The sequence below is a fragment of the Kitasatospora sp. NBC_00039 genome, assembly GCF_045160625.1.
Lineage (GTDB): Bacteria > Actinomycetota > Actinomycetes > Streptomycetales > Streptomycetaceae > Kitasatospora.
On record NZ_CP108290.1, the window covers coordinates 1 to 25471 of the forward strand.

The window sequence follows — 25471 nt, forward strand, 5'->3', positions numbered from 1 at the left end:
CGGAGATCACCGCGACCAACTATAATATGGAGCCAAGGAGCTGCTGGACGAGGTCGCCACCGGCAAGATCACCGGTGAGGAGGAGCGCTACAGCCACACCGACCTCGCCGACTTCGCCGCCAACGTCGAGGGCGCGCAGAAGGCCTACGAGCTGCTGAAGCCGGTCGCCTCGGAGAAGGACGCCGAGCTGGCCAAGACCCTGGACTCGGAGTTCGCCGCGATCCAGGCGCTGCTGGCCAAGTACAAGCAGGCCGACGGCACCTACACCTCGTACGACAAGGTGACCGAGGTCGAGCGCAAGACCTTCTCCGACGCGGTGAACTCGCTGGGCGAGCCGCTGTCGAAGCTGGGCGCCGCGGTCGTCGTCAAGTAGTACCCGCCCGGCCGTTCCCGCCCGGGGCGGCCAGGCAGAGCACCACCTCCACCACACCGCCGTAGCGGCCCGAGCGGCCGCCGCGGCATCCGTGAGTTCAGTACAGAGAAGGGCCCGCCCGCAGATGGACGCCGAGAACGAGCAGCAGACCGGGACTCCGGCCGGCACCGACGCCGCCACCACCCCCGCTGCCTCCGAGACCGCAGCTGCCACCGCCGGCGCCACTGCCACCGTCGCCGCGCAGGACATCGCCGCCCGCGGCCCGGTCAGCCGGCGAGCCGTGATCGGCTGGGCCGGCGCCGGCGTCGCCCTCGGTGCCGCCGGCGTCGGCTCGGTCGCCGCCGCCACCCGGCAGGACGACCCGGCACCGGCGCCCGCCGCCGTGGGCGGGGACATCCCCTTCTACGGTGACCACCAGTCGGGCATCTCCACCCCGGTCCAGGACCGGTTGCACTTCGCCTCGTTCGACGTGTCGGCCACGGCCACCCGCGAGTCGCTGGTGAAGATGCTGAAGGAGTGGACGAAGGCGGCCGCGGCGATGACCGGCGGGCGTGAGGTCGGCAGCGGCGCCGCGAGCGGGCTGCCGGAGGCGCCGCCGGACGACACCGGCGAGGCCCTGGGCCTGCCGGCCTGCCGGCTCACCCTCACCATCGGCTTCGGCCCGACCCTGTTCGAGAAGGACGGCGTGGACCGCTTCGGCCTCAAGGCCAGGCGCCCCGAGGCCCTGATCGACCTGCCGAAGTTCAAGGGCGACAACCTCGACCCGGCCCGCAGCGGTGGCGACCTGTGCATCCAGGCCTGCGCCGACGATCCGCAGGTCGCCGTGCACGCGATCCGCAACCTGGCCCGGATCGGCATGGGCACGGTCAACATCCGCTGGTCGCAGCTCGGCTTCGGCAAGACCTCCTCCACCACCCCGGACGCGCAGACGCCGCGCAACATGATGGGGTTCAAGGACGGCACCCACAACATCGCCGGTACCGACACGGCGAAGCTCGCCGAGCACGTCTGGGTCGCCCCCGGCGAGGGCGCGGACTGGATGACCGGCGGCTCGTACCTGGTCGCCCGGCGGATCCGGATGCACATCGAGACCTGGGACCGCACCTCGCTCAAGGAGCAGGAGGACGTCTTCGGCCGGACCAAGGGCGAGGGTGCCCCGTACGGCAAGGCCAAGGAGCACGACGCGCCGGACCTCAAGGCGATGCCCGACGACTCGCACGTGCGCCTGGCCCACCCGGACAGCAACAACGGGCTGATGATCCTGCGCCGCGGTTTCTCCTTCACCGACGGCACCGATGGTCTCGGCCGCCTGGACGCGGGCCTGTTCTTCCTCGCCTACCAGCGGGACAGCCGCAAGGCGTTCGTGCCGCTGCAGCAGCGTCTGGCGGGCAGCGACAAGCTCAACGAGTACATCCAGCACGTCGGCTCCGCCCACTTCGCCTGCCCGGCGGGCGTCCGCAAGCCCGGCGAGTGGTGGGGCCAGGCCCTCTTCGGCTGATCCCCTGCCCCGTTCAACCCCGAGGAGAGTGCCGTGTTCGGCAACTACCTGATCGGCCTTCGCGAGGGCCTCGAAGCCAGCCTGGTCGTCTGCATCCTGATCGCCTATCTGGTCAAGACCGGCCGCAAGGACAAGCTGCCGCCGGTCTGGGGCGGCATCGCGGCGGCCGTCGTGCTGAGCATGGCCTTCGGTGCCGTCCTCCAGTTCGGCTCCTCCCAGCTGACCTTCGAGGCCCAGGAGGCGCTCGGCGGCACGCTGTCGATCATCGCCGTCGGCCTGGTCACCTGGATGGTGTTCTGGATGCGCCGCACCGCCCGGCACCTGAAGAGCGAGCTGCACGGCAAGCTGGACGCGGCGCTCGCCATGGGTACGGTCGCGCTGGTGGTCACCTCCTTCCTGGCCGTCGGCCGCGAGGGCCTGGAGACGGCGCTGTTCATCTGGTCGGCGGTGCAGGCCACCAACGACGGCTACAACCCGATCATCGGCGCGGCGCTGGGCCTGGCCACCTCGGTGGTGCTCGGCTGGCTCTTCTACCGTGGCGCGCTGAAGATCAACCTGGCCAAGTTCTTCACCTGGACCGGCGCCATGCTGGTCGTCGTCGCCGCCGGCGTGCTCGCCTACGGCGTGCACGACCTGCAGGAGGCCGGCTGGCTCGGCGGCCTGCACGACCTGGCCTTCGACATCAGCAGCACCATCCCGAAGGACAGCTGGTACGGCACCCTGCTCAAGGGCGTCTTCAACTTCCAGCCGGACCCGACCGTCCTCCAGCTGGCCGTCTGGGCGGCCTACCTGATCCCGACGCTGGCCTTCTTCTTCGGTGTCTTCGGCGGCAGGCCGGCCAAGCCGGTCGCCCCGAAGCAGGGCTCCGCCAAGTCGGCCGCCTGACCGCGTCCGGCCCCGCACCACCTGACCGCCCCGCCCGGCACCCGCCGGGCGGGGCGGTCCGCGTTGGGGGCGCGTCGGCCGGGGGTGTCAGTGGCCGCCGCGCACCCCCGCCGCGAACACCAGCAGGATGACGACCCCGATCACCCCGAGGACGATCGGCCAGGGGCTCATCTGCTGTCGGAAGCCGCTCGCGTCGTGCGACTCGGACAGGTGCTGTTCGGCCTTGGCCCGCGCGAACATGCCGGCCCGCTTGCGATAGCCGCAGCCCTCGCAGACCACGTACCGCGTGTTGTCCGGGCCCCGGGCGACGATCCGCACCGTGTGCTCGTGACCATCCGGGCCGTCGCCCGTGATCCTGCTCGTCTCCATGCAGCCCTCCCCGTTGTCCCCGAGCGGGACATCGTCCCACGCGGCACCGACGGCCAAGCCGGCCGGAACCCCTCCCACAGCCGGGACCTGACTGGGGCTCAAAAGTTAACCTCCAGGGTCTACCCGCGTAAACCCCGCGCACGCCATGCTGGTTGGCGGCCCGGGCCGCTCAGCCCGGGGGCTTCGGCCTGCCCTCACACCGACCCAGGAGTCCCTGCATGTCCGCGATACGCACGCCCCACCGTGTCCTGGCCGCCGCCTTCGGCGCCCTGCTGCTCGCCCTCACCACCCTGCTGGCCGGCGCCGGCAGCGCCCAGGCCGCGCTGCCCACCCCGGTCTCGGCCGCCACCGCCCGTTCGTACCTGGCCTCGATCGCGGCGACCGCGGAGTCCCACGCCGACACCTACGACCGGGCGCTGTTCCCGCACTGGATCACCATCTCCGGCACCTGCAACACCCGCGAGACGGTCCTCAAGCGCGACGGCAGCGGCGTGACGACCGACTCCAGCTGCGCCTCCGTCAGCGGCAACTGGACGTCGGTGTACGACAACGTCACCACCACCAGCGCCTCCAGCTTCGACATCGACCACCTGGTGCCGCTCGCCGAGGCCTGGCGCTCCGGCGCCTGGGCCTGGACCACCGGCCAGCGCAAGGCCTTCGCCAACGACCTGACCCGCCCGCAGCTGCTCGCGGTCTCCGCCAGCTCCAACCGCACCAAGGGCGACCAGGACCCGGCGAACTGGCTGCCGCAGACCTCCTACCGCTGCACCTACGCCCGCGCCTGGGTGCAGGTGAAGTACTACTACGGCCTGACCATCGACAGCGCCGAGAAGAGCGCGCTGACCTCGATCCTCAACGGCTGCTGACGAAACGTTCCACCGAAACGTTTCTCCCCATGTCGGAGCCCCGGCCGGTACCCGATCCGGCCGGGGCTCCACCACGTCCACGCGTGGCCGCTACTCGCTCTTGATCGCGCCCAGGATGTCCATCCGGGAGGCCCGGCGGGCCGGCCAGAGGGCGGCCAGCAGGCCGATCAGGGCGGCTCCGGCCAGGAATCCCAGGATCTGGAGGGGCGGGACGACGGTGGTCATGTTCTTGAAGCTGTCCGCCAGCGTGCGGTTGCCGGCCCAGGCGGTGACGACGCCGAGCAGCACGCCGACCACGCCGCCGAACAGCGCGATCACCAGCGACTCCAGCCGGACCATCCGGCCGATGCCGCGCCGGTCCAGGCCTATCGCCCGCAGCATGCCGATCTCCCGGCGGCGCTCGAACACCGACATGGCCATGGTGTTGACGACGCCGAGCACCGCGATCACCACGGACATGCCGAGCAGCCCGTACATGATGTTGAGCACGGCGGTGACCATCTGGCGGTTCTCCGCCCTGATGTCCTTCTCGCCCTTGACGGCGATCAGCGGGTTGCCGCCGGTGGCGTCGCGCAGCGCCTGCTTCAGCTTGGCGTCCGCGCCGTTGGCCCCCCTGACCAGGACCTTCTCCAGGCCCGAGCCGGCCGAGGCATGCGGGCCGACGACGGCGTCGGGGGCGATCAGGCCGCCCAGCGCGGTGTTGGCCTCCAGGACGCCGCCGACCGCCAGCGAGCCCCGGGCGCCGTCCGGGTAGGTGACGGCCAGGGTGGAGCCGACCTTGAGGTCGTGGTGCTCGGCGTAGCCGGAGCTGACGAGGAGCATGCCCTGCCGGAGCGCGTCGGCCGAGCCCTCCTTGACCTTGACGGTGGCCAGCTGGTCGATGGTGGTGGCGTCCACGCCGGTCAGCCACTGGGTGTCGCCGTCGGCGCCGGTCCCGACCGGGACGGTGCGCATCACGCTCATCGCGGCGACGCCGGGCGTCCGGGCGACCTGGGTGGCGACCTCGGGGGAGAGCGTCGAGAAGTTCTGCATGGCGACCGTGTAGTCGGCCTTCATGTCGCTCGCGGTGGCCTCGTCCACGGCCTTGTTCACCGAGGCGCCGACCACGGTCAGCGCGGTGATCAGGGTGACGCCGATGGTGAGCGCCGAGGCGGTGGCGGCGGTGCGCCGCGGGTTGCGGACGGCGTTCTCCCGGGCCAGCTTGCCCGGCGTCCCGTACAGCTTGCGCAGCAGCGGGGCGAACAGCGCGATCAGCGGCCGGGAGAGCAGCGGCGTCAGCACGAAGACGCCGATCATCAGCGCACCGGCGCCGAGGCCGACCAGCTTGACCTCCTTGGCGGCCGAGCCGGCCACCAGGGCACCGACGCCGGCCGCGGCGAACAGCAGGCCGATCGTGTTGCGCACCAGCAGGCTCTTCTGGGTGGCCGGCTGCTCCGCCGAGCTCATCGCCGCGACCGGGGCGATCCGGGAGGCCCGGCGGGCGGGCAGCCAGGCGGCGAGCACGGTCACCGCGACGCCCACGCCGACCGAGGCGAGCACCGTGGACGGGCCGATCACCAGCGGGCCGTCCGGCAGGTTGGCCTCCAGCGGGCCGTTGAGCAGCGCGCGCAGACCGGCCGCGATCCCGATGCCGGCGAGCAGGCCGGCCACCGAGGCGGTCAGGCCGACGGCCAGCGCCTCGATCAGCACGGACCGGGTGATCTGCTTGCGGCTGGCGCCGACGGCGCGCAGCAGGGCGAGCTCCTTGGTGCGCTGGGCGACCAGCATGGTGAAGGTGTTGGCGATGATGAAGACGCCGACGAAGAGCGCGATGGCGGCGAAGACCAGCAGTGCGCTGCTCATGCCCTTGGTGCCGAGCTCGATCATCCGGTCCTGCTCGGCGGCGAGTTCGCGGCCGGTCCGGGCCTCGATCGCGTCGTCCTGCGGGACGGCCTGCCTGACGGCGGCGAGCAGCGCGGCGTCGTCGGCGCCGGGCTTGCCCTTGACGTCGATCTCGGCGAACCGGCCCGGGGTCAGGTAGAGCTGCTGGGCGGTCGCGGTGTCGAAGGCGGCGAGCGAGCCGCCGGAGACGACGCGCGGGTCGTTGGTCTGCAGGGTGCCGGTGAGCTTCAGCTCCATGACCGGGCCGTTGACGGCCACCCGGACGGTGTCGCCGACCTTGTAGCCGCCCTTGTCGGCGGTCTTCCGGTCGAGGGCGATCTCCCGGGCGTCCTTCGGCCCCCGGCCCTCGACCAGCGGGTAGCGCGGGTCGGTGCCGTCGGCGCCGGGCACGTAGTTGGTGCCGGTGGTGGAGAAGCCGTTGCCGATCAGCGCGCCCTTCTTGTCGGCGATGCCGGCGAAGCCGCTGACCACGCCGCGCGCCTCGGCGGCCCCCGGCAGGGCGGCCACCGCCTTGCGGGTGTCCTCGGTGAGAGTGGGGCCGGTGGAGCCCTTGCTGCCGCGGTCGTAGCCGTTGCTGACGGCGCCGCGGTCGCTGACCGTCACGGCGATGTCGGTGTAGCTCCTGGCGCTCTGGGAGCGGAGCGCGTTGCCGAGGCTGTCCGTGAAGACGAGGGTGCCGGCGACGAAGGCGGTGCCCAGCATGACGGCCAGTGCCGTCATCAGCAGTCGGCCCTTGTGGGCCAGCACGTTGCGCAGTGCGGTGCGGTACATGGGGTGTCCTGGGGTCTGCGGAGGGGCGGGGTGCTGGCGGTGGGGCGTCAGCTGGTGCGGCCCTTGGCGTCGAAGCGGCGCATGCGGTCCAGGACGGTGTCGGCGGTGGGGCCGGCGAGTTCGTCGACGATGCGGCCGTCGGCGAGGAAGACGACGCGGTCGGCGTAGGCGGCGGCGACGGGGTCGTGGGTGACCATGACGACGGTCTGGCCGAGTTCGCGTACGGAGTTGCGCAGGAAGGTGAGGATTTCGGCGCCGGACCGGGAGTCGAGGTTTCCGGTCGGTTCGTCGGCGAAGATGATGTCGGGCTTTCCGGCGAGGGCGCGGGCGCAGGCGACGCGTTGCTGCTGGCCGCCGGAGAGCTGGCTGGGGCGGTGGGTGAGGCGGCCGGAGAGGCCGACGGTCTCGACGACGCGGTCCAGCCAGGCCTTGTCGGCCTTGCGGCCGGCGATGTCCATCGGGAGGGTGATGTTCTCCAGGGCGGTGAGGGTGGGGAGCAGGTTGAAGGCCTGGAAGATGAAGCCGATGTGGTCGCGGCGCAGCTGGGTGAGCTGCTTGTCCTTGAGGCCGACGAGTTCGGTGTCGCCGATGGTGGAGGAGCCGGAGGAGACGGTGTCCAGGCCGGCCATGCAGTGCATGAGGGTGGACTTGCCGGAGCCGGAGGGGCCCATGATGGCGGTGAACTCGCCCTGGGGGAACGTGACGCTGACGTTGTCGAGGGCGACGACGCGGGTCTCCCCCTCCCCGTAGACCTTGTTCAGGCCGGTGGCGCGGGCGGCCGCCCGGCCGGTACGGACGGCGGTTGCGGACATCGTCACGGGGAAACTCCTGCGGGGACGGGGAATGGGCATGAACGGGCACGGATGATCGTGTTCCGTTCAATCCTCCCAATCCACGCAGGTCGGAAGTGTCGGCCCCCGGGACGGCGGCCCCCCGCCGTCCCGGCGGGACGACGGGGAGTCCTCTCCTCCCCAGGTATGACGTCCGCCCCTGAGACGCGTCCGCCGGGTGGTGGGGCGGCTACTCGACCGCGACGCCCCAGCGCACCGCGAGTCCGGCCAGCCCGCCCGCCACCGTCGTTCCGTCCGGCGCGAACTGCCAGCTGCCGCCGTTGCGTTGGAAGGCGCCCACCAGCAGGGCGGTGTCCGGCACCCCGCCGGTGGCGGCCGTCCAGCGCTCCGGGCCGGCCGCGCCCGGGCCGTACACCGCCGTGAGGGCCAGCCCGTGGACGTAGCCGAGCGGCAGGGCGGGCGGCTCCTCCTCCTCGGTGGAGACCGCGATCACCACCGCGTCCGCCGCCGCCGGCAGCCGGCCCGGATCCAGCGTCAGTTCGGCCGCGCGGACCGGCTCGCCGGGGACGGAGCGGGTCGGGTGCAGGCGGACGGCGCCGTCCGGGTCCTGCGGGTTGTTGAAGAAGACGAAGTGCTCGTCGCTCAGCACCTTCCCGCCGGCGCAGAGGAAGGCGGAGACGTCCAGCTCCACCGCGTCCCCGCCGGCCGTCCGGCTCCGCCAGGACAGGTGAACGCTGCTCGCGGAGTCGCCGGCAGGCTTGGAGGTGTCGCTGCCGGAGCTGTCGCTGCCGGGGGCCGTGCCGTCCGTCCGGGCGGGCCGGCCGCCGTTGCCGCCGCCGAGGCGGCCGCGCAGGCCCTGCTCGGCCAGCAGCTCGACCAGCTCCGGGCCGCTCACCAGCGTCAGCGGCTTGTTGCGGATGTAGTCGTACGAGCCCGGTCCGAACCCGGCCGTGGTCACCAGGATCCCCTTGATCGCGCCGTGGTGGCGCACCGTGGAGTCGAGGTCGCGGACGGCCGTGGGGGAGACCGTCGAGCGGTAGCGCTTGGCCTGGATGACGATCCGTCCGCCGGTCACCGGGTCGAGGTCCTCCGCGACCACGTCCACCCCGGCGTCCCCGCTGCGGGCCGTCGTCATCACCCGGAACCCGCGCAGCCGGAACAGCTCGGCGATCAGCTCCTCGAACTCGATCGGGTCCATCTCGAAGAGGTCCGGCTCCTCCTCGCCGCCCTGCCCGGCCACACTGCCGCCGACCGTCTCCGGCAGCCGGTCCGGCCGCACCTCGTCCAGCCGCTCCGGCCGCGCCGACAGCTTGCCGCCGAGCCCCTGGAAGCACTCCACGGCCGCCACCCGGTCCAGCGCCAGCCCGGCGAACTCGGGCCGGTCGACCGTCACCGTGGACAGGAACCGCTCCGCCTCCCGGCCGGTCGCCGGGTCGATGCCGCGGACGAAGCCGTTCAGCACCACCGACGCCAGCAGCCCGTCGGCGTCCGCCCGGAACAGCTCGGCCACCACCCGCAGCGCGCTCTGCGCCAGCACCTCGCGGTACAGCGCCTTGCGCTCGGTGGCCGGCCGGGCCACCTCGGCCTCCCGGTCGTCGGTCTTCACGTACCGCACCCGGCCGCTCGCCGGCACGATGTCGGCGCCCGGAAGCTCCCAGTTCACCACCAGCTGACGGCTCGACCCCTCCCAGGCGGCGACCAGCCGGTGCGGGAACCCCTCCGGCCAGCCCGCCGAGGCGTACAGCACGGCGGTGAAGTACTCCTGCACCGCCTCCGGCTGCCCCGAGCGCAGCCGCTCCAGCAACTCCTGCGTACGGGCGGCCCGTTCCTCGTCCTGGCGGCGGTGCTGGGCCACCCACTCCAGATACTGCCCGTGGTACTCGGCCAGCCGGCGCTGCCGCTCCGCCTCGTCGGCCTGCGCCGCGTACCAGTCCTGCTCGAACCGGGCCCGCGCCTGCGCCACGTACTGCTCGTACTGCCGCCAGACCGCCGGATTGCGTGCCTGCACCGGATCCGGCGGCGGCACCTGGTAGCGCGCCTGGTCCGGCATCGGCACCGGCTCCCCGAGCCGGCCCGGCTCGAAGGCCGGCAGCGTCCGCGGCGCCAGCAACGCCTGCGGGCTGAACGCCGGCCGGCCCAGACCGGCCGCCAGCAGGCCCTTCAACTCGTCGACCCGGGCGTCCAGTTCGGCCGTCCGCCGGGCCGCCTCCGCCTCCCGTGACTGCTGGTACGCCCGCAGCGCCTCGCGCTCACCCCGGGCCGCCGCCCGCTGCGCCTCGCGAGCCTCGCGCTCGCTGCGGCGCTGCTCGGCCGCCTGGGCGCGCCACTGGGCCTCCTCCCGGCGCTGCTGCTGCCGCTGCGCCTCCGCCCAGACCGCCAGCACCCCGTCGTTCCGCCGCCCCGCCACCGTCCACCCCTTTGCTCCACACCCGGGCGGCTCCGCGCGCCGCCTCCCGGCCGCGCCGCCGCCGCGCCCGCCACAATAGAACGTGGACGGGCGAACCGGCCAAGCGCCCACGACCTGCGGGGCTGTGGGGAGGGCCGCGCCGGCGGCGGGCCGGCCGGGCGGAGGCTCCGGGGGCCCGGGGTGACGGCCGTCCGGGCGGGCCCTTCGTCAGCCGGCCACCCGGATCACCGTCTTGCCGACCGTGCCGCGCTCCAGGAAGTGGCGGTACGCCTGCGGCACCTCGTCGAAGCCGAATTCCCGCCCGACCACCGGCCCCAGCCCGTGCGTCCCGACCGCCCGGATCACCGCCTCGAGGTCGGCTCGGCTGCCGACGAACTCGGGCCGGATCGTCGCCAGCGAGCCCGCGTACGCCTCGTCGCTGATCCGCAGTGCGGCCGGCTGGTTGCCGACCACCCAGAGCAGCACGATCTGCCCGTACAGCGCGGCGGCGCGGACGGACTGTTCGATGGTGGCCGGCCCGTGGGTCTCGACCACGACGTCGGCGCCCGCGCCACCGGTCAGCCGGCGCACCTCGCCGGCCCACTCGGGCGTCCGCCGGCGGTCGATCACGTGGTCCGCACCGAGCTCGGCGAGCCGCTCGGCCCCGGCCTCGCTGCCGCTGACGGCGATCACCCGGCAGCCGTGCATCCTGGCGAACCGGACGGCGAACAGCGAGACGTCCCCGCTGCCCAGGGTGAGTACGGTCTGGCCGGCGAGGAGCGGGCCGCCGCCGGTCAGCGCGCGCCAGGCAGCCACCCCGGCGCAGGTCAGGGAGGCGCCCTCGGCCCAGCCCAGCTCCGCCGGCAGCACCGCCAGCGCCTGCTCGTCCAGGACGGCGTACTCGGTGAGCAGGCCGTCGACGGTGCAGCCGAGCTGGTCGGCGAGCTCGGGGCGCAGCCGGCCGTCGGTCCACCGGGGGAAGTAGCTGCCGGTGACGTGGTCGCCCACCCGGAGCCTGGTGACCGCGGCCCCGGCGGCGACCACCTCGCCCGCACCGTCGCTGAGCGCCACCACCCCGGGCCGCGCGGGCAGCGGGTAGCGGCCGGAGAGGATCAGTGCGTCCCGGCGGTTGAGCGAGGCGGCGCGCACCCTCACCAGCACCTCGGTGGGCCCGGGGGCGGGCGGCTCGCCGTGGTGGAGGGAGGGGCCGTCGGTCTGGCCGGGCTTGTCGAGACGGTAGGAGCGCATGGGGAGTCCTTCCCGGTGGCGGTTCATGGCTACGGGCCGATCCTCGCCGGAGCCCGGCGTCGCGACAATTCCCGTCGGGGAATGAGGGAATGGACTACGTGTCGTCCCGGACCTCCGCGTACCAGCGCCAGTCGGTCCGGCGCGGGCGGCCGGGGAGCTCGGCGCGGCCGGTGGCCCAGAGCAGGGTCGGCCAGGGGCCGGCGGCCGCATCGAGCGGGACGTCGGGGAAGAGCCGGGCGAGCGTGCGGTGGCAGACGTCGGCCGGGGGCTGCCACGGCAGGCCGAGCCCCTCGGCCACGTCGTGCAGGTGGACCAGTGCCTCCACCAGGCTCATCGCGGTGAACCCGGCCGGGTCGGCGATGCCCCACGGGTGGTACGCGCGGGCCTCTGGCGCGGCGGTGCGGGCCATCGCGACCATCAGGGCGCCGCTCGCCTCCAGCACCTGGACGAGGCCCGCCGGGCCGGCCTCGCGCTGCGCGAAGACGAAGCTGTTGGGCCCGCCCGGGAAGTGACGGACGGACAGGAACGGGACGTAGCGGTCGAGCGGCGGGGTCTGCGGGCCGAGCTGGGCCGCGTAGGCGATCAGGTCGTCCGCCAGGTGCTCGACGGTGGCCCAGCAGTCCCAGTCGACGGCCCCGGCCGGCCGGGACCAGTCGGCGTCCGCGGGCGCGCCGCGCAGGGTGGCGGCGGCGAGATTCAGGACGAGCGCGAGGTCGTCGGCGGTCACCGGACCGGGCGCGAGCGGGTCGGGCGTGAGCGGACCGGAGGAGACCAGGCCGGGGGAGACCGGGTCGGCGGTGGCATCGGGCACAGGGCCGGTGTGCGGCTCGGGAGCTTCGTCGATCATGGCGCGACCGTACCAGCGCGGCCGCCGGGCCCGGCCTGTCCTGTCCCGGCCTCCCGGCCGCCCCGCCAGGCGGTCCGGCCCGGCGGGGGCGGCCGACGGACGCTCCCTCCGCGGCTCCTACGCCGACAGGGCGTCGGTCAGGCCGGCGAGGAGACCGCACACCTCGCCCGCCGCCGCGCGCATCTCCTCACTCTCCCCGGGCCGGACGACGAGGCCGGCGAGGATCAGCAGCGCGGCCCGCAGAGCGCCCACCGGAACCTCGACGGTCCGCAGCGCGTCGAGGGCGTCCGCAGCCTGCTCGGCGACGCTGCTGCTCCACGGCTGGGTCAACTCCGCGGCCGGCGGCCTCCGTTCGGTCCGACCGGCGACGACGTGCAGGACTCGGGGCTGGTTCGTATGGCTCATGCCCGGAGCAACGAGGACGGGCCGCGGCCGGTTGGCGGTCATCCGGGTGATCGATCACACCTCGGGGTTCCACGGCGCCGCCCCCTACCGGCGATGTACGCCTGTAGGCCGACCGGCCCACGGGGGAGTCGTCCGAAGGGGCGATGTGCCCCGGCGGCGGCGACCGGCAGCCTGATCACCATGACAGCGAACACGCACGTGACCGAACGTCAGTTCGGCGCACTCCTGGGGAGATTGAGGTCCGGTGCGGTGGCGTTCTGCCTCGCGTCGGTCTCGGCGGTGGCGCTGGCGCCGCTGCCCGCCCACGCGGCCGGGGGCGACCAGGCCGAGGAGCGCGGAGGCGGCTACACCGCCAAGATCCGGCGGACCGAGTACGGGGTGCCGCACATCCAGGCCCGCGACTTCGGCGGCCTCGGCTACGGCTACGGGTACGCCTTCGCGCAGGACAACCTCTGCCAACTGGCCGACCATGTGGTGACGTTGCGCGGCGAGCGGTCCCGCTACTTCGGCCCTGACGAGACCACCGCCGACGACCGGACCGTCCCCAACCTGGCGAGCGACACCTATCAGCGGGGCCTGCGCGAGGCCGGCACCGTGCAGACGCTGCTGGACCGGCCGGCCCCGCTCGGCCCGACGGACGAGCTGCGCCGGATGGTCGAGGGCTATGCGGCCGGGTACAACCGCTACCTGAGCGACACCGGCGTGGCGAAGCTGCCGGACGCCACCTGCCGGGGCAAGGACTGGGTCGGCCCGATCAGCGCCCTGGACCTCTGGTCGCTGATCCTGGACGTCAACACGGCCGGCGGCGAGGTCGCCTACAAGGGCGCCATCGGCACCGCGACGCCGCCGGGCGCCGCCGGGACGGCCCCCGCCGCTACTCCCGCCGCGAAGGACGCCGCCACGACCGCCGCCACGACCGCCGCCACGACCGGCGCCACGACCGGCGCCACGAACCCCGCGAAGAACGCCCCCGCCGCACCCGCGAGCGGCGGCGAGGCCGCCGACCTCGGCAGCAACGGCTGGGCCCTCGGCCGCGACGCGACCCGCGACGGCACCGCCATGCTGCTGGCCAACCCGCACCTCAAGTGGGCCGGCAGCGACCGCTTCTACCAGGTCCAGCTCACCATCCCCGGCGTCATGGACGTCGCGGGGGCGGGCATCTACGGCACCCCGCTGGTCGAGATCGGCCACACCCGCGGCCTGGCCTGGACGCACACCACCAGCTACGCCGACCATGCCTCGGTCTACCGGCTCGCGCTCGTCCCGGGCGACCCGACCCGCTACCTGGTCGACGGCCGGGCCGAGCAGATGACCAGCCGGAGCGTCCCGGTCGCCGTCCGGGCGGCCGACGGCACCGTGTCCACCGTCACCCGCACGCTCTACGACTCCCGCTACGGGCCGGTGCTGGCCGACGGGTGGACCACCGAGCACGCCTTCGCCGTCCGCGACGCCAACGCCGGCAACCTGCGCTCGATGAACGAGTGGCTGGCGATCGGCAAGGCCCGCAACCTCGACCAGCTGAAGCAGGCCCAGCGCACCTACCAGGGCGTGCCCTGGACGTACACCATCGCCACCGACGCCGGCGGCACCGCGTACTTCACCGACAGCTCCGCCGTCCCGCACGTCACCGACGCGCAGAACGCGCAGTGCGCCCGGGAAGCCGAGGAGTTCGGCAGCGTCCTGGACGGCTCGACCACCGCCTGCGACTGGGGCAGCGACCCGGACGCACTGGTGCCCGGCGTCTACGGGCCCGCCAACCACCCGACCCTCACCCGCACCGACTACGTCGCCAACTCCAACAACGGCCCGTACCTGACCAACGCGGACGCCCCGCTCGTCGGACTACCCGAGATCTACAACAACGGCACCGCGATCGGCCCGCGCGCGCAGCTGGGCCTGCAGATGATCGCCGACCGCCGGTCCGGCCGCGACGGCCTCGGCACCGCGGGCTTCACCCTGTCCTCGCTCCAGGCGACGATGTTCGGCGACCGTGTCCGGACCGCCGAGCTGAACCGGGACGACGCGGTCGCGATGTGCCGCGCCCACCCCACGCCGACCGCGACCGACGGCGCCCCGGTGGACGTCCGCGCGGCCTGCGAGGTGCTCGCCGCCTGGAACACCCGGGCCGACGCCGACAGCAGGGGCACCGTGCTCTGGCAGGCGTTCTGGCTGGAGCTGGCCCGCAGCGGCCCGCACACCTGGGAACGCGTGCCGTACGACCCGGCGCAGCCGCTCACCACCCCGCGCGGGATCGACGGCGAGAACGCGGCCGCCCGGCGTGCGCTGGCCGACGCGGTGCAGCACCTGGCCTCCCGGGGCACCCCGCTGGACGCGCCGATCGGGCTGGTCCAGCGCTGGGCGGGCATCCCGCTGCCGGGCTGCCCCGGCGGGCTCGGATGCTTCAACGTCCTCACCGCCGGCCCGGACTCGGGCAACGGCGGCGGCACCCGGCCGGCCGACCTGGCGAGCATCCCGCACGGCTCCAGCTTCATCATGGCCACCGAGCTGACGCCGCAGGGCCCACGCACCCGCACGCTGCTCAGCTACGGAGAGTCCGTCGACCCGGCATCGCCGCACTACACCGACCAGACGCGTCTCTTCTCCCGCAAGCAGTGGGTGACGGAGCGGTTCACCGAGGCCGAGATCAAGGCGTCGCCGCAGCTGCGGGTGACGACCCTGTTCCGCTGACCACCTCCCGCGGCGGGGTGCCGGGCCCGCGCCCGGCACCCCGCCCGCACGCCTTCACCACCTCCACCCGGCCCGTCTGTCCGAGGCGGCCGGTAACCTCGCTGGTCCGGGCGCACGGTGCACCGGACGGGAACCGCGGCCGGCCGGAGGCTGCGTGGGACGGCAGGGCGCGCACGACGGGAACGGCGGGCACGAGGGAGGGGCGGGCGTGAACGCACCGCGGCAGACGGGCGGCGGGTGGATCTCCACCGGCCTGCACTGGCAGGACGGGCGGCCGGTGCTGAGCGCGGTCAACGGCCGTCGGGTGCACGAGCGCGCCGTCGTCCCGGGCACGTCGGTCGGCTGGCTGCTGGCCGGGCCGCGCCGGTGCACCGGCGCCTGGCTTGCCGGGGCCACCGAGCGGACGCCCTGCCCGCACCACGCCGTCATCGAACCGGACGGCGGCGCCGTCCAGTGCCCCGCCTGCCAGAGCGTGGACCGCGGGCTGGCCCTCGCCCGCGACCAGATCCTCGACGACGGCCGCACCTACCGGCTCTACCTCGCCTGGTTCGGCGAGGGCCTGCTCAAGGTGGGCCTGACCGCCGAGCAGCGCGGCACCAACCGGCTGCTCGAACAGGGCGCCCTCGCCTGGACGTTCGCCGCCCGGGGGCCGCTGCCCGCCGTCCGCCGGGCCGAACTCACCGTTGCCGCCTCCGGCCTGGCCCGCGAGCGGTTCACCGGCAAGGCGAAGGCGGAGCACTGGTGGCGGCACGGCGACACCGCGCAGCGGCGGGAGATCCTCGCCGACGCTCGCACCCGGGCCCACCACCTGCTCGACGGGCACGCGGTGGAGCTGCTGGCCGACCACCCCGTCACCGACCACGTCGACCTCTACGGCCTGGCCGACGGCGCCCCCGCCGCATACGGGCAGATCGACTCCCTGGCCCCCGGCGCGGTCGTCGCCGGGACGCTGCGGTCGCCGATCGGCCGCTACCTGCTGCTCGACCAGCCTGGCGACGCCGAACCGCTGCTGCTCGACACCCGCCTGCTCACGGGCTGGACACTCACCCCGGCACCCGGCCGCCCGGCATCGGGCCTGACCGTACGGCCCCGGGTCCGCCCGCAGGAGGCGGACACCCAGGAGGCGCTGTTCTGAGCACGCCGCCCTCCTGCCCGCGGGCTCACACCAGCCTGCTGCGCACCCCGCCCGGACCGGACCGGGCCCGGCGCGAGAACGGCGGCCGCGACGGCCGGACGTCGCGCGCGGGGGGCGCCTCGGCGGCCGCCCGCCCGGCGAGCGCCGCCCGGGCGGCGGCCAGAGCCACCCGTGCGAGCAGCGGGTCCTCGTGGACGCCCGCCGCCCGCTTCTCCGCCTGGCAGGGCGTGCACCAGAGGGGGGAGGCGGGCCCGTCCGGGTACGCCATCTCCTCGGGCGGCAGGTAGTGGCTGCCGCACTCGACGCACTCGAAGAGCATCCTCATCCGACGATCACCGTCCCGGATCCGTGGCACCGACCGCATGGCGACCAGAAGGTGTTGAGCTTCGGCACCATGCTCCCTTCCTCGTCCAGTTCGACCGTGGCCTCGGTCTTCTGGGTCCCCCCGGACCCGCCACAGCCGGTACAGGCCTGAACCTCGGGCATATGACCCTCCTCGGCGCGGGGACCACCGTAGCGCGAAATCCGTGGGCGGAGCACCGCTCCCGGCGAACCACCACTCCTCCGGGGAGCGCGCAGTCCGACCGCACGCCCCGCCCGCCCCATGTGCCCCGGCAGGAGGGCCGGATCCGGCACATGCGTAGGGCCCCTCCGGGCGGGAGGGGCCCTACGGTCACGCGGTCAGCCCGCCGCGCTGCGGAGGAACTCGAGGTTCATCGCGGCGATGCTGGGCAGCGGGATGCCCTTGGGGCAGGCGGTGGCGCACTCACCGGTGTTGGTGCAGCCGCCGAAGCCCTCGGCGTCCATCGCGGTGACCATGTTCCGCACCCGGGACTTGCGCTCCGGCGCGCCCTGCGGGAGCACGTTGAGGTGGACCACCTTGGCGGAGGTGAAGAGCATCGCCGACCCGTTCGGGCAGGCCGCCACACAGGCGCCGCAGCCGATGCACTCGGCGTGCTCGAAGGCCGTGTCGGCGGCCTCCTTGGGCACCGGGGTGGCGTGCGCGTCGGGGGCGCTGCCGGTGGGGGCGGTGATGTAGCCGCCGGAGCCGATGATCCGGTCGAACGCGGAGCGGTCCACCACCAGGTCCTTGACCACCGGGAAGGCCGAGGCCCGCCACGGCTCGATGTCGATGGTGTCGCCGTCCTTGAAATGCCGCATGTGCAGCTGGCAGGTGGTGGTCCGCTCCGGGCCGTGCGCCTGGCCGTTGATGACCATGCCGCAGGCGCCGCAGATGCCCTCCCGGCAGTCGTGGTCGAAGGCCACCGGCGTGTCGCCGCGGGTGATCAGCTCCTCGTTGAGGGTGTCCAGCATCTCCAGGAAGGACATGTCCGGGCTGATCCCGCTGACCTGGTACGTGGTCATCGAGCCGGCCGCGTCCGGGCCCGCCTGGCGCCAGATGCGCAGGGTGAGGTTCATGCGTAGCTCCGCTGGGTGGGGTGGACGTGTTCGAAGTCGAGGTGTTCGCGGTGCAGCACGGGGGCGGTGCCGGTGCCGGTGAACTCCCAGGCGGCGGCGTAGCCGAACTCCTCGTCGCGCCGGGCGGCCTCGCCGTCCTCGGTCTGGCTCTCGGTGCGGAAGTGGCCGCCGCAGGACTCGGCGCGGTGCAGGGCGTCCAGGCACATCAGCTCGGCCAGCTCGAAGTAGTCGACCAGCCGGTTGGCCTTCTCCAGCGACTGGTTGAGCTCGGTGCCCGTGCCCGGCACCTTGATCCGGCGCCAGAACTCCTCGCGCAGCTGCGGGATCCGCTCCAGGGCCTGCCGCAGGCCGGCCGCGTCACGGGCCATCCCGCACTTGTCCCACAGGAGTTCGCCCAGCTCGCGGTGGAAGGAGTCGGGAGTCCGGTCGCCGTCGACGGCGAGGATCAGGTTCAGCCGGTCCGTCACCTCGGCCTCCACCTCGGTGACGGCGTGGTGGTCGGCCGGGACGGCGGGCAGCGGGTGGCGGGCCAGGTAGTCGTTGAGGGTCGGCGGGAGGACGAAGTAGCCGTCCGCGAGACCCTGCATGAGGGCGCTGGCGCCGAGCCGGTTGGCGCCGTGGTCGGAGAAGTTGGCCTCGCCGATCGCGAACAGGCCCGGCACGGAGGTCTGCAGGTCGTAGTCGACCCAGAGCCCGCCCATCGTGTAGTGGATCGCCGGGTAGATGCGCATCGGCACCCGGTACGGGTCCTCGGCGGTGATCCGCTCGTACATCTCGAACAGGTTGCCGTACTTGGCCTCGACGGCGTCCCGGCCGAGCCGGCGGATGGCGTCGGCGAAGTCCAGGTAGACGCCCTGGCCGCCGGGGCCGACGCCACGGCCCTCGTCGCAGACGTTCTTGGCGGCCCGGGAGGCGATGTCGCGCGGCACCAGATTGCCGAAGGAGGGGTAGATCCGTTCCAGGTAGTAGTCCCGCTCGGCCTCGGGGATCTCGCCCGGCGGCCGGGTGTCGCCCTTGGCCTTCGGCACCCAGATCCGGCCGTCGTTGCGCAGCGACTCGCTCATCAGGGTGAGCTTGGACTGGTGGTCCCCGGAGCGCGGGATGCAGGTCGGGTGGATCTGGGTGAAGCACGGGTTGGCGAAGTGGGCGCCGCGCCGGTGGGCCCGCCAGATGGCGGTGGCGTTGGAGTTCTTGGCGTTGGTGGAGAGGTAGAAGACGTTGCCGTACCCGCCGCTGGCGAGCACCACCGCGTCGGCGGTGTAGGTGGAGATCTCGCCGGTCACCAGGTCACGGGCGACGATGCCGCGGGCCCGGCCGTCGACCACCAGCAGGTCGAGCATCTCGGTGCGCGGGTGCATCTCCACGTTCCCGGCGGCGATCTGGCGCTCCAGAGCCTGGTAGGCGCCGAGCAGCAGCTGCTGGCCGGTCTGGCCGCGGGCGTAGAAGGTGCGGGAGACCTGGACGCCGCCGAAGGAGCGGGTGTCGAGCAGGCCGCCGTACTCGCGGGCGAAGGGGACGCCCTGGGCCACGCACTGGTCGATGATCTCCACCGAGACCTGGGCCAGGCGGTGGACGTTGGACTCGCGGGCGCGGAAGTCGCCGCCCTTGACGGTGTCGTAGAAGAGCCGGCGGATCGAGTCGCCGTCGTTGCGGTAGTTCTTGGCCGCGTTGATGCCGCCCTGTGCGGCGATCGAGTGGGCCCGCCGGGGGGAGTCCTGGAAGCAGAACTGCACGACGTGGTAGCCCTGTTCGGCGAGCGTCGCACCGGCGGCGCCCCCGGCCAGGCCGGTGCCGACCACGATGACGGTGTGCTTGCGCCGGTTGGCCGGGTTGACCAGCTTGGCGTCGAACCGCCGCTGGTCCCACCGCTGTTCGATCGGCCCGGCGGGGGCCTTGGTGTCGGCGACGGGCTCGCCGACCCGGTAGTCGCTGTACGACGCCTGCGTGCTCAACTCACCACTCCGGTCATCACGGCCACGGGGACGGACAGGAAGCCCACGGTCAGCACCAGCGCCAGGCCGTTGGCGGTCAGCTTCAACGCCTTGTCCCGGCGGGCGTTGTTGGCGCCGAGGGTCTGCGCGGCGCTCCAGAACCCGTGCCGGATGTGCAGGCCGACGGCGAGCATCGCGACGATGTAGATCACGCCGCTGTACCAGTGGGAGAAGGAGGCCACGATGTTCTGGTACGGGTGGCCGTGCTCCGCGGCCGGGTTCACGGTGAGCGTGGTCAGGTCGAGGATGTGCCAGACGATGAAGAGCGCCAGGATCACCCCGCCCCAGCGCATCGTCCGGGTGGCGTAGGAGGCCCGCCTCCGCTGGTGAACGTACTTGCTGGGCCGGGCGGCGAGGTCGCGGCGGCTGAGCTGGTACGCGGCCACGCCGTGCAGCAGGACGGCGGCGAGCAGGCCCGCCCGGGCGATCCAGAGGAACCACTCGTAGCGCAGGAACGGCTCCCCGAGGGTGCGCAGCCAGTGCGCGTAGCCGTTGAGCTCGTCCGGGCCGAAGAAGATCTTGAGGTTGCCCAGCATGTGCGCGACCAGGTACAGCAGCATGACCAGTCCGCTGACGGCCATGACCGCCTTCTTGCCGACGGTCGACCGCCACAGGGTCACCAGGGTGGACGGATGCCGGGCCGTCCGAGTCGCGGTTGTCATGGCTGCAACGGTAGGGAGCGGGGGATGGTCCGTCCAAGACATGATGCGGCTTGTGACGATAGGCTTGACCTATTCTGAGAGCTGTGCAGCTTCAGCAGCTCCGCTACTTCCTCGCCGTCGCCGAGACCCGCCACTTCACCCGGGCGGCCGACGCGGCGCACGTCGCCCAGCCTTCGCTCTCCCAGCAGATCCGTGCGCTGGAGCGGGAGTTGGGCGCGGAACTGTTCCACCGCACCCGTGGCAACATCGCCCTCACCGATGCCGGTGAGGCACTGCTGCCGCTGGCCCGGCGCATCCTGGCCGACACCGAGAGCGCCCGGCTGGCCGTCCAGGAGACGGTGCAGCTGCGCCGCGGCCGGGTGCGGCTCGGGGCGCCGCCGAGCCTCTGCACCAGCCTGGTGCCGGACGTGCTGCGGGTCTTCCGGGACCGCTACCCGGGGGTGGCGCTGGTGGTCCGGGAGGGAGGCTCGCGCGACCTGGTCCGGACGCTGGCGGAGGGGGAGCTGGACCTCGCGCTGATCATCACCCCGGCGAGCGGCGAGGCGGCCCCGGCGCTGGACGTCACCGAGCTGCTGCACGAGGAGCTGGTGCTGGTCGCCCGGTCCGCGCAGGGCCGGCGGCGCACCGTCCGGGTGACGGAGCTGCGCGGGCGGCCGCTGGTGATGTTCCGCGAGGGCTACGACCTGCGCGAGGCCACCCTGGCGGCCTGCCGGGCGGCCGGGTTCGAGCCGGAGTTCGCGGTGGAGGGCGGCGAGATGGACGCGGTGCTCGGCTTCGTCCGGGCCGGGCTCGGGCCGGCCGTGCTGCCGGGCATGGTGGCCGCCCGTTCGGGGCTGGCCGTCACCCCGTTCGCCGGGCCCGGGCTCGGGCGGACCATCGCGGTGGCGCACGGGCACGAGGTGCCGCTGACCCGGGCGGCGTCGGCGCTGCGCGAGAGCCTGCTCGCCCACCTGCGCGACGCGGCCCGGGCGGGCGAGCTGCCGCCGGGCACCCGGCTGCTGCTCTCGTGAGCGCGCCGCTCGCTGTGCTGAGCGCGCCGCGGTGCTGAGCCCGCCGCTGCTCTCGTGAGTCGGGCCCTGTGGCGAGTGCCCCTGGCGAGCCTGTCCGCTGTGGTGAGCCCGTTCGCGGTCCTGTGAGCCGTGCCCGCGGTGCCCCGTGCCCCGCCGGCCGAGGCATCGGCAGGGTCGCCGGACCGGGCCGCGCGGGTGAATGGTTGGCACGGTGTGCGAATCACCCGAATCGTGACCTCACGGAGCCGGCGCCCCGGAACCCGCTGTTCACGGGCCGCGTCCCAGGCAGTGGTTGCGGTGCCGTAGGGTGCGTCGCCGCAGAGCGGAGCAGGCAGGCAGTCGGGCACGGGGAGAGTACGGCGATGGACGGCGGGAAGCAGCAGGACGGCAGACCGGCCGGGGGCGGCACCGCCCCCGCGGGCGGCGAACCGGTGATCGAGGACGAGCGCCCCTGGGAGCTCCCCGACTACCTCCACGACCGGGAGCTCGGCGCCGGTGCGAGCGGCCGGGTCGTGCTCGCCCGCCACCGGGAGACCGGCACCCCCGTCGCGATCAAGTACCTGCACGGCTCCGTGGGCACGCCCGCCCTCCGCGCGGAGGCGCAGGTCCTGGCGACCATCGACTCCCCGCACGTCACCCGGCTCTACGAGTACGTGGAGGGCGAGCGGGGCTCGGCCATCGTGATGGAGCTGGTGGACGGCATCGCGCTGCGCGACCTGCTCCGCGCGGAGGGCGCCACCACCCCGGAGGCCGCCCTGGTGGTGCTGAAGGGCTCCTTGCTGGGCCTGGCCGCCGCCCACGACGCCGGGGTGGTCCACCGCGACTACAAGCCCGCCAACGTGCTGGTGGACACCCTCGGCATCTCCAAGCTGGTCGACTTCGGCATCGCGGTACCGTCCGGCGACGACCGCGACGTCTCCGGCACCCCCGCCTACATGCCGCCCGAGCAGTGGGCGGGGCGGCCCGCCTCGCCGGCCGGCGACGTCTACGCCGCCACCGTCACGTTCTTCGAGTGCCTCACCGGCGCCCGCCCGTACGGGGGCACCACGATCGCCGAGCTCGCCGTCCAGCACACCGAGGCGCCGATCCCGGCCGAGCTGGCGCCCGACCCCGTCCGGCCGCTGATCCTGGCAGGCCTCGCCAAGGACCCGCAGGCCCGGCCCGGGAGCGCGGCCGCCCTGGTCGAGGAGCTGGAGGCCGTCGCGGCGGCCGGGTACGGCCGGGAGTGGGAGGAGAAGGGCCGCCTCGACCTGACGGCACTGGTCGCCCTGCTCGCCCTGCTGCTGCCCGGTTCCGGCGGGGCGGCGGGCGGCACCTCGCTGGCCCACACCGCGCTGGGCGGCGCCGACGCGTCGACCGGGCCGCAGGCCGCCGCCGGTGCCGACACCGCGCCGGCCGCCGCCGTCCGGGAGACGCTCGTCCGTCGCGGCGCTCGCCCGGGCAGCCGGGGCAAGGCGCTCGTCGGCGTCGTCGCCGGCACCCTGACCCTGGCCACGCTGGCCGGCATGGCGATGGCGGGCGCCGCCGACGGCGGTGCCCGTACGGTCGTCGGCGGCGCCGTCCCGGAGGCCACCACCACGCTCGGCGCGCCCGACCCGACCGGTGGCGCGTCGCCCGCGCCGGGCGGTGCCGCGGACACCCCGAACGCCGAGCCGTCCACCCCGACGGCCCCGCCGTCGACGCCCTCCGGCAGCCCGAGCGGTTCTCCGACGGCGAGCAGCTCGGCCACGGCCGCGCCGACCGGCAGGACGCCCACGGCCCCCGGCAAGCCGCCCGCCGGTGGCGGCCCCACCACCGGCCTGCCGCCGGCCCCGCCCGGCGGCGGCCCCGCGACGGTGGCGCCCTCGGCCCCGCCCGCCGGTCCCACCGCCACCACCGCGGTGCCGACCCTGACCATCGCCCCGGTCACGCCGACCCTGACCATCGCCCCGGCGACCCTCACGGTCAGCTCGGTGAACCTGGACTCGCTGACCTGCAGCGGTCGGTGGAGCCTGACCTCGACGGTGACGGTGGTCGCCCAGGGCACGGGCACCGGCACGCTGACGCTGAACTGGTACCACACCTCGGGCGGACGGCCGGTCACCGTCGGGACGGACACGGTGGTGGTCCGCGACGGCCGTGCCACCGTCACCCGCCCGCACGACTTCGGCTCGGCCGACACCTTCCCGACCTGGGGCGTGAGCGTCGGCACCACGCCGGCGGCGGCCAAGCCGGGCAAGACGTCGGCCACGATGGCCGCCTACCTCTGCGACCCGCCGCGCTGAGCCCGGCGCCGTCACCGCCGGTCCCCGAACCACCCGCCCCGCCCCGCTCGTTGGAGAAAGCCATGCCCACGCCCCGCCCCGACTCCGCCCCGGTCACGGGCGCGGCCGACGACCAGACCGTACGGCTCGGCGCGGGCCCGGAGGACGCCGATGGGACTGTGCGGCTCACCTCGGCGCCCGGGGGTGCCGAGGAGACCGTGCGGCTCGGGTCCGCGCCGAAGGGCGCCGAGGAGACCGTGCTGCTCGCCTCGGCACCCGAGGGGCCCGAGGACGCCGCGCAGACGGTCCGGCTCGGGTCCGCGCCGGCGGCGGACGAGCGGACCGTCAAGCTGGACGGGGGCGCCGGCGTGCCGGCCGGTGGCGGGCCCGACTCCGAGGCCACCGCCCGGCTCGACGGCGACGACGCCGCGAGCGCGACCTTCCTCGACCCCCGGGTCTGGGGCGATGCCCCGGAAGCCGGGGAGACCACCACGCGCGTACAGACCCCGGCCTACGGCAGTACGGTGCCCGTCCCGCCCCTGACCCGGACCACGGAGGCAACCGGCCCGGCGGGGTCCGGTACCACGTCGTCACCCAGGCCGACGCCCGCTGACGGCTCGCCGGACGAACGGCCGCTCGCCCCGGGCGAGTTGCGGCGGTTCGGCCCCGGCGTCCCGCCGCAGGCCGCCGCGGTCTGGCACGGCGCCGCCGGGCCGGAGCCGCAGAAGCCGCGCCGCCCGCGTCGGGTGTGGCGGTGGCTGGTGCCGGCGGCGGTGCTGCTGGCCGTCCTGGCCTTCCTCTTCTGGCGCCTCACCATGCCCGCCCTGGCGGTCACCGGTGTCGGCGTGACCACCGACTCCGCGGGCCCCGGCTGCGGCGGTACGGCGGTGATCACGGCCGGGGTGGAGACCAACGGCGGGGCCGGCACCCTCCGGTACCGCTGGCTGCGCAGTGACGGCACCACCTCGGGCGAGCTCTCCCAGGACGTCCGCGTCGGTGCGCACCGCACCGACCTGGTGCTGCGCTGGAGCTTCGAGGGCCAGGGCTCGCTCCAGGCCACTGCGACACTGGAGATCCTCTCGCCGGACACCCGGACCGCGGCCGCCTCGTTCGCCTACCGCTGTCCGTGAGAGGGCTCTCCCGTGCCCGGGCGGCGGCCTCGACGTGATCGCGGACACCGGGCCTGTTCTGAACGGTCGCCAGGCGGCTCTTGACGGTGCCGGGGCGAGGGCGCCGCGGATCATCGCCCGGGCCGTCGTCGAGCGGTGGGTCCGGGCCCACCGGCCGTCGCCGTCGGTCGGTCAGGCGGGGGCGAGGCCGATCAGGGCGGCCAGGGTGCGGGCGGTGTGCTCGAACGCGGCCTCCGGGTCGAGGATCGTGCCGGCGAACTGGCCGGAGAGCTCGAAGCCGAGCCAGCCGAACAGCCCGGTCCAGGCGGTGAGGGCGCGGTAGACCACGTCGTCCGGCACCTCCGGCATCACCGCGCGGACCCGCTCGGCGTCCGGGCCGAGGGCCGGCGGGGGAACGGGGAGGTGTTCGGGGGTGGCGAGGGCCGCCGCACGGTGGGCGTCGGCGACGATCCGGCCGAAGGCCAGCGTGCCGCGCATCGCGGGCGCGACGGTGTCCTCCGGAGCCCGGTAGCCGGGGACGGGGGAGCCGTACAGCAGGGCGTACTCGTGCGGGTGGGCGAGCGCCCAGGCCCGCAGGGCGCGGCAGAGCGCCAGCCAGCGGCCGGTGGGGTCCCCGGCGGGCCGGGTGATGACCGCGAGCTCCAGGGCGTCGCCGAGCGCGTTGTACGCGTCGATGATCAGCGCGGTGAGCAGTTCGTCGCGGGAGGCGAAGTAGCGGTAGATCGCGGACGAGACCATGCCCATCTCCCGGGCCACCGCCCGCAGCGAGAGACCGCTCGCTCCCGAGGTGGCGAGTTGCTGCCGGGCGATGTCGGTGATCTGCCGGGTCAGCTCGGCTCGGACGTCTGCGCGGGCGCTGCGGCTGGCTGTCAT

At 74.2% G+C, this 25471-nt stretch carries 20 protein-coding genes and 1 pseudogene; 9 read left to right on the forward strand and 12 right to left on the reverse strand.

All coding sequences use genetic code 11. The features are described 5' to 3' along the window. Positions 1-28: 28 nt before the first annotated feature. The 3 genes and pseudogenes from OG286_RS36235 to efeU all read left to right on the forward strand — a co-directional run. Positions 29-373: pseudogene (locus OG286_RS36235) on the forward strand (imelysin family protein); the annotation flags it as partial. A 124-nt stretch (positions 374-497) separates the two neighbouring features. After that, entirely contained in the window at positions 498-1871 is a 1374-nt protein-coding gene (gene efeB / locus OG286_RS36240; RefSeq protein ID WP_331741070.1) for an iron uptake transporter deferrochelatase/peroxidase subunit, read from the forward strand. Positions 1872-1904: 33 nt separating this feature from the next. Next, on the forward strand, positions 1905-2756 hold the full coding sequence (efeU, locus tag OG286_RS36245; protein WP_331741072.1) for an iron uptake transporter permease EfeU: 852 nt from the start codon (positions 1905-1907) through the stop codon (positions 2754-2756). 87 nt (positions 2757-2843) lie between these two features. Here efeU and OG286_RS36250 read toward each other — a convergent pair whose 3' ends face one another. Continuing rightward, entirely contained in the window at positions 2844-3125 is a 282-nt protein-coding gene (locus tag OG286_RS36250; protein ID WP_331741074.1) for a hypothetical protein, read from the reverse strand. A 218-nt stretch (positions 3126-3343) separates the two neighbouring features. Here OG286_RS36250 and OG286_RS36255 point away from each other — a divergent pair, with 218 nt between their 5' ends. Next, the gene (locus OG286_RS36255) at positions 3344-3991 is read left to right on the forward strand and encodes an HNH endonuclease family protein (RefSeq protein WP_331741076.1); all 648 of its coding nucleotides are present in this window, start codon (positions 3344-3346) and stop codon (positions 3989-3991) included. A gap of 90 nt (positions 3992-4081) precedes the next feature. Here the strand turns inward: OG286_RS36255 and OG286_RS36260 are convergent, their stop codons facing one another. The 6 genes from OG286_RS36260 to OG286_RS36285 all read right to left on the reverse strand — a co-directional run bounded on the left by OG286_RS36260 (position 4082) and on the right by OG286_RS36285 (position 12320). Beyond that, positions 4082-6643, reverse strand: a complete 2562-nt coding sequence (locus tag OG286_RS36260; RefSeq protein ID WP_331741078.1) for an ABC transporter permease — start codon at positions 6641-6643, stop codon at positions 4082-4084. 47 nt (positions 6644-6690) lie between these two features. Next, positions 6691-7461 carry an ABC transporter ATP-binding protein gene (locus OG286_RS36265; protein ID WP_331741080.1) on the reverse strand — a complete coding sequence of 257 codons (771 nt, stop codon included), beginning with the start codon at positions 7459-7461 and terminating at the stop codon, positions 6691-6693. A 202-nt stretch (positions 7462-7663) separates the two neighbouring features. Then, a complete protein-coding gene (locus tag OG286_RS36270; protein ID WP_331741082.1) occupies positions 7664-9841 on the reverse strand; it encodes a restriction endonuclease in 2178 nt (725 codons plus the stop codon). Between the two features lie 207 nt (positions 9842-10048). Next, positions 10049-11068, reverse strand: a complete 1020-nt coding sequence (locus tag OG286_RS36275) for an NAD(P)-dependent alcohol dehydrogenase (protein ID WP_331741083.1) — start codon at positions 11066-11068, stop codon at positions 10049-10051. 94 nt (positions 11069-11162) lie between these two features. Beyond that, positions 11163-11915: a maleylpyruvate isomerase N-terminal domain-containing protein gene (locus OG286_RS36280; protein WP_331741085.1), complete on the reverse strand. Its 753-nt coding sequence runs from the start codon at positions 11913-11915 to the stop codon at positions 11163-11165. A 117-nt stretch (positions 11916-12032) separates the two neighbouring features. Further along, entirely contained in the window at positions 12033-12320 is a 288-nt protein-coding gene (locus tag OG286_RS36285) for a hypothetical protein (RefSeq protein WP_331741087.1), read from the reverse strand. Positions 12321-12500: 180 nt separating this feature from the next. Between OG286_RS36285 and OG286_RS36290 the strand changes: the two genes are divergently transcribed. After that, positions 12501-15008: a penicillin acylase family protein gene (locus tag OG286_RS36290; protein ID WP_405358716.1), complete on the forward strand. Its 2508-nt coding sequence runs from the start codon at positions 12501-12503 to the stop codon at positions 15006-15008. A gap of 208 nt (positions 15009-15216) precedes the next feature. Continuing rightward, complete coding sequence (locus OG286_RS36295) at positions 15217-16143, forward strand: DUF2797 domain-containing protein (protein ID WP_331741089.1); 927 nt, start codon at positions 15217-15219, stop codon at positions 16141-16143. Positions 16144-16168: 25 nt separating this feature from the next. Here OG286_RS36295 and OG286_RS36300 read toward each other — a convergent pair whose 3' ends face one another. The 4 genes from OG286_RS36300 to OG286_RS36315 form a co-directional block, all read right to left on the reverse strand. Next, positions 16169-16468, reverse strand: coding sequence for a hypothetical protein (locus OG286_RS36300; protein WP_331741091.1), 300 nt, complete (start codon positions 16466-16468; stop codon positions 16169-16171). A 356-nt stretch (positions 16469-16824) separates the two neighbouring features. Further along, positions 16825-17562 carry a succinate dehydrogenase/fumarate reductase iron-sulfur subunit gene (locus OG286_RS36305; RefSeq protein ID WP_331741093.1) on the reverse strand — a complete coding sequence of 246 codons (738 nt, stop codon included), beginning with the start codon at positions 17560-17562 and terminating at the stop codon, positions 16825-16827. After that, positions 17559-19514, reverse strand: coding sequence for a fumarate reductase/succinate dehydrogenase flavoprotein subunit (locus OG286_RS36310; RefSeq protein ID WP_331741094.1), 1956 nt, complete (start codon positions 19512-19514; stop codon positions 17559-17561). Before OG286_RS36310 ends, OG286_RS36305 begins: the two co-directional genes overlap by 4 nt. Continuing rightward, positions 19511-20215 (reverse strand): succinate dehydrogenase cytochrome b subunit, encoded by a 705-nt coding sequence (locus OG286_RS36315; RefSeq protein WP_331741096.1) that lies wholly within the window; start codon positions 20213-20215, stop codon positions 19511-19513. The genes OG286_RS36310 and OG286_RS36315 overlap by 4 nt, the downstream gene beginning before the upstream one ends. 83 nt (positions 20216-20298) lie before the next feature. Between OG286_RS36315 and OG286_RS36320 the strand changes: the two genes are divergently transcribed. From OG286_RS36320 to OG286_RS36330, 3 genes are all read left to right on the forward strand, one after another. Further along, on the forward strand, positions 20299-21225 hold the full coding sequence (locus OG286_RS36320; protein WP_331741097.1) for a LysR substrate-binding domain-containing protein: 927 nt from the start codon (positions 20299-20301) through the stop codon (positions 21223-21225). Positions 21226-21587: 362 nt separating this feature from the next. Next, positions 21588-23489, forward strand: a complete 1902-nt coding sequence (locus OG286_RS36325) for a serine/threonine-protein kinase (RefSeq protein ID WP_331741098.1) — start codon at positions 21588-21590, stop codon at positions 23487-23489. 62 nt (positions 23490-23551) lie between these two features. Then, positions 23552-24598 (forward strand): hypothetical protein, encoded by a 1047-nt coding sequence (locus tag OG286_RS36330; protein ID WP_331741100.1) that lies wholly within the window; start codon positions 23552-23554, stop codon positions 24596-24598. A gap of 171 nt (positions 24599-24769) precedes the next feature. Here the strand turns inward: OG286_RS36330 and OG286_RS36335 are convergent, their stop codons facing one another. After that, positions 24770-25471, reverse strand: coding sequence for a TetR/AcrR family transcriptional regulator (locus OG286_RS36335; RefSeq protein WP_331741102.1), 702 nt, complete (start codon positions 25469-25471; stop codon positions 24770-24772).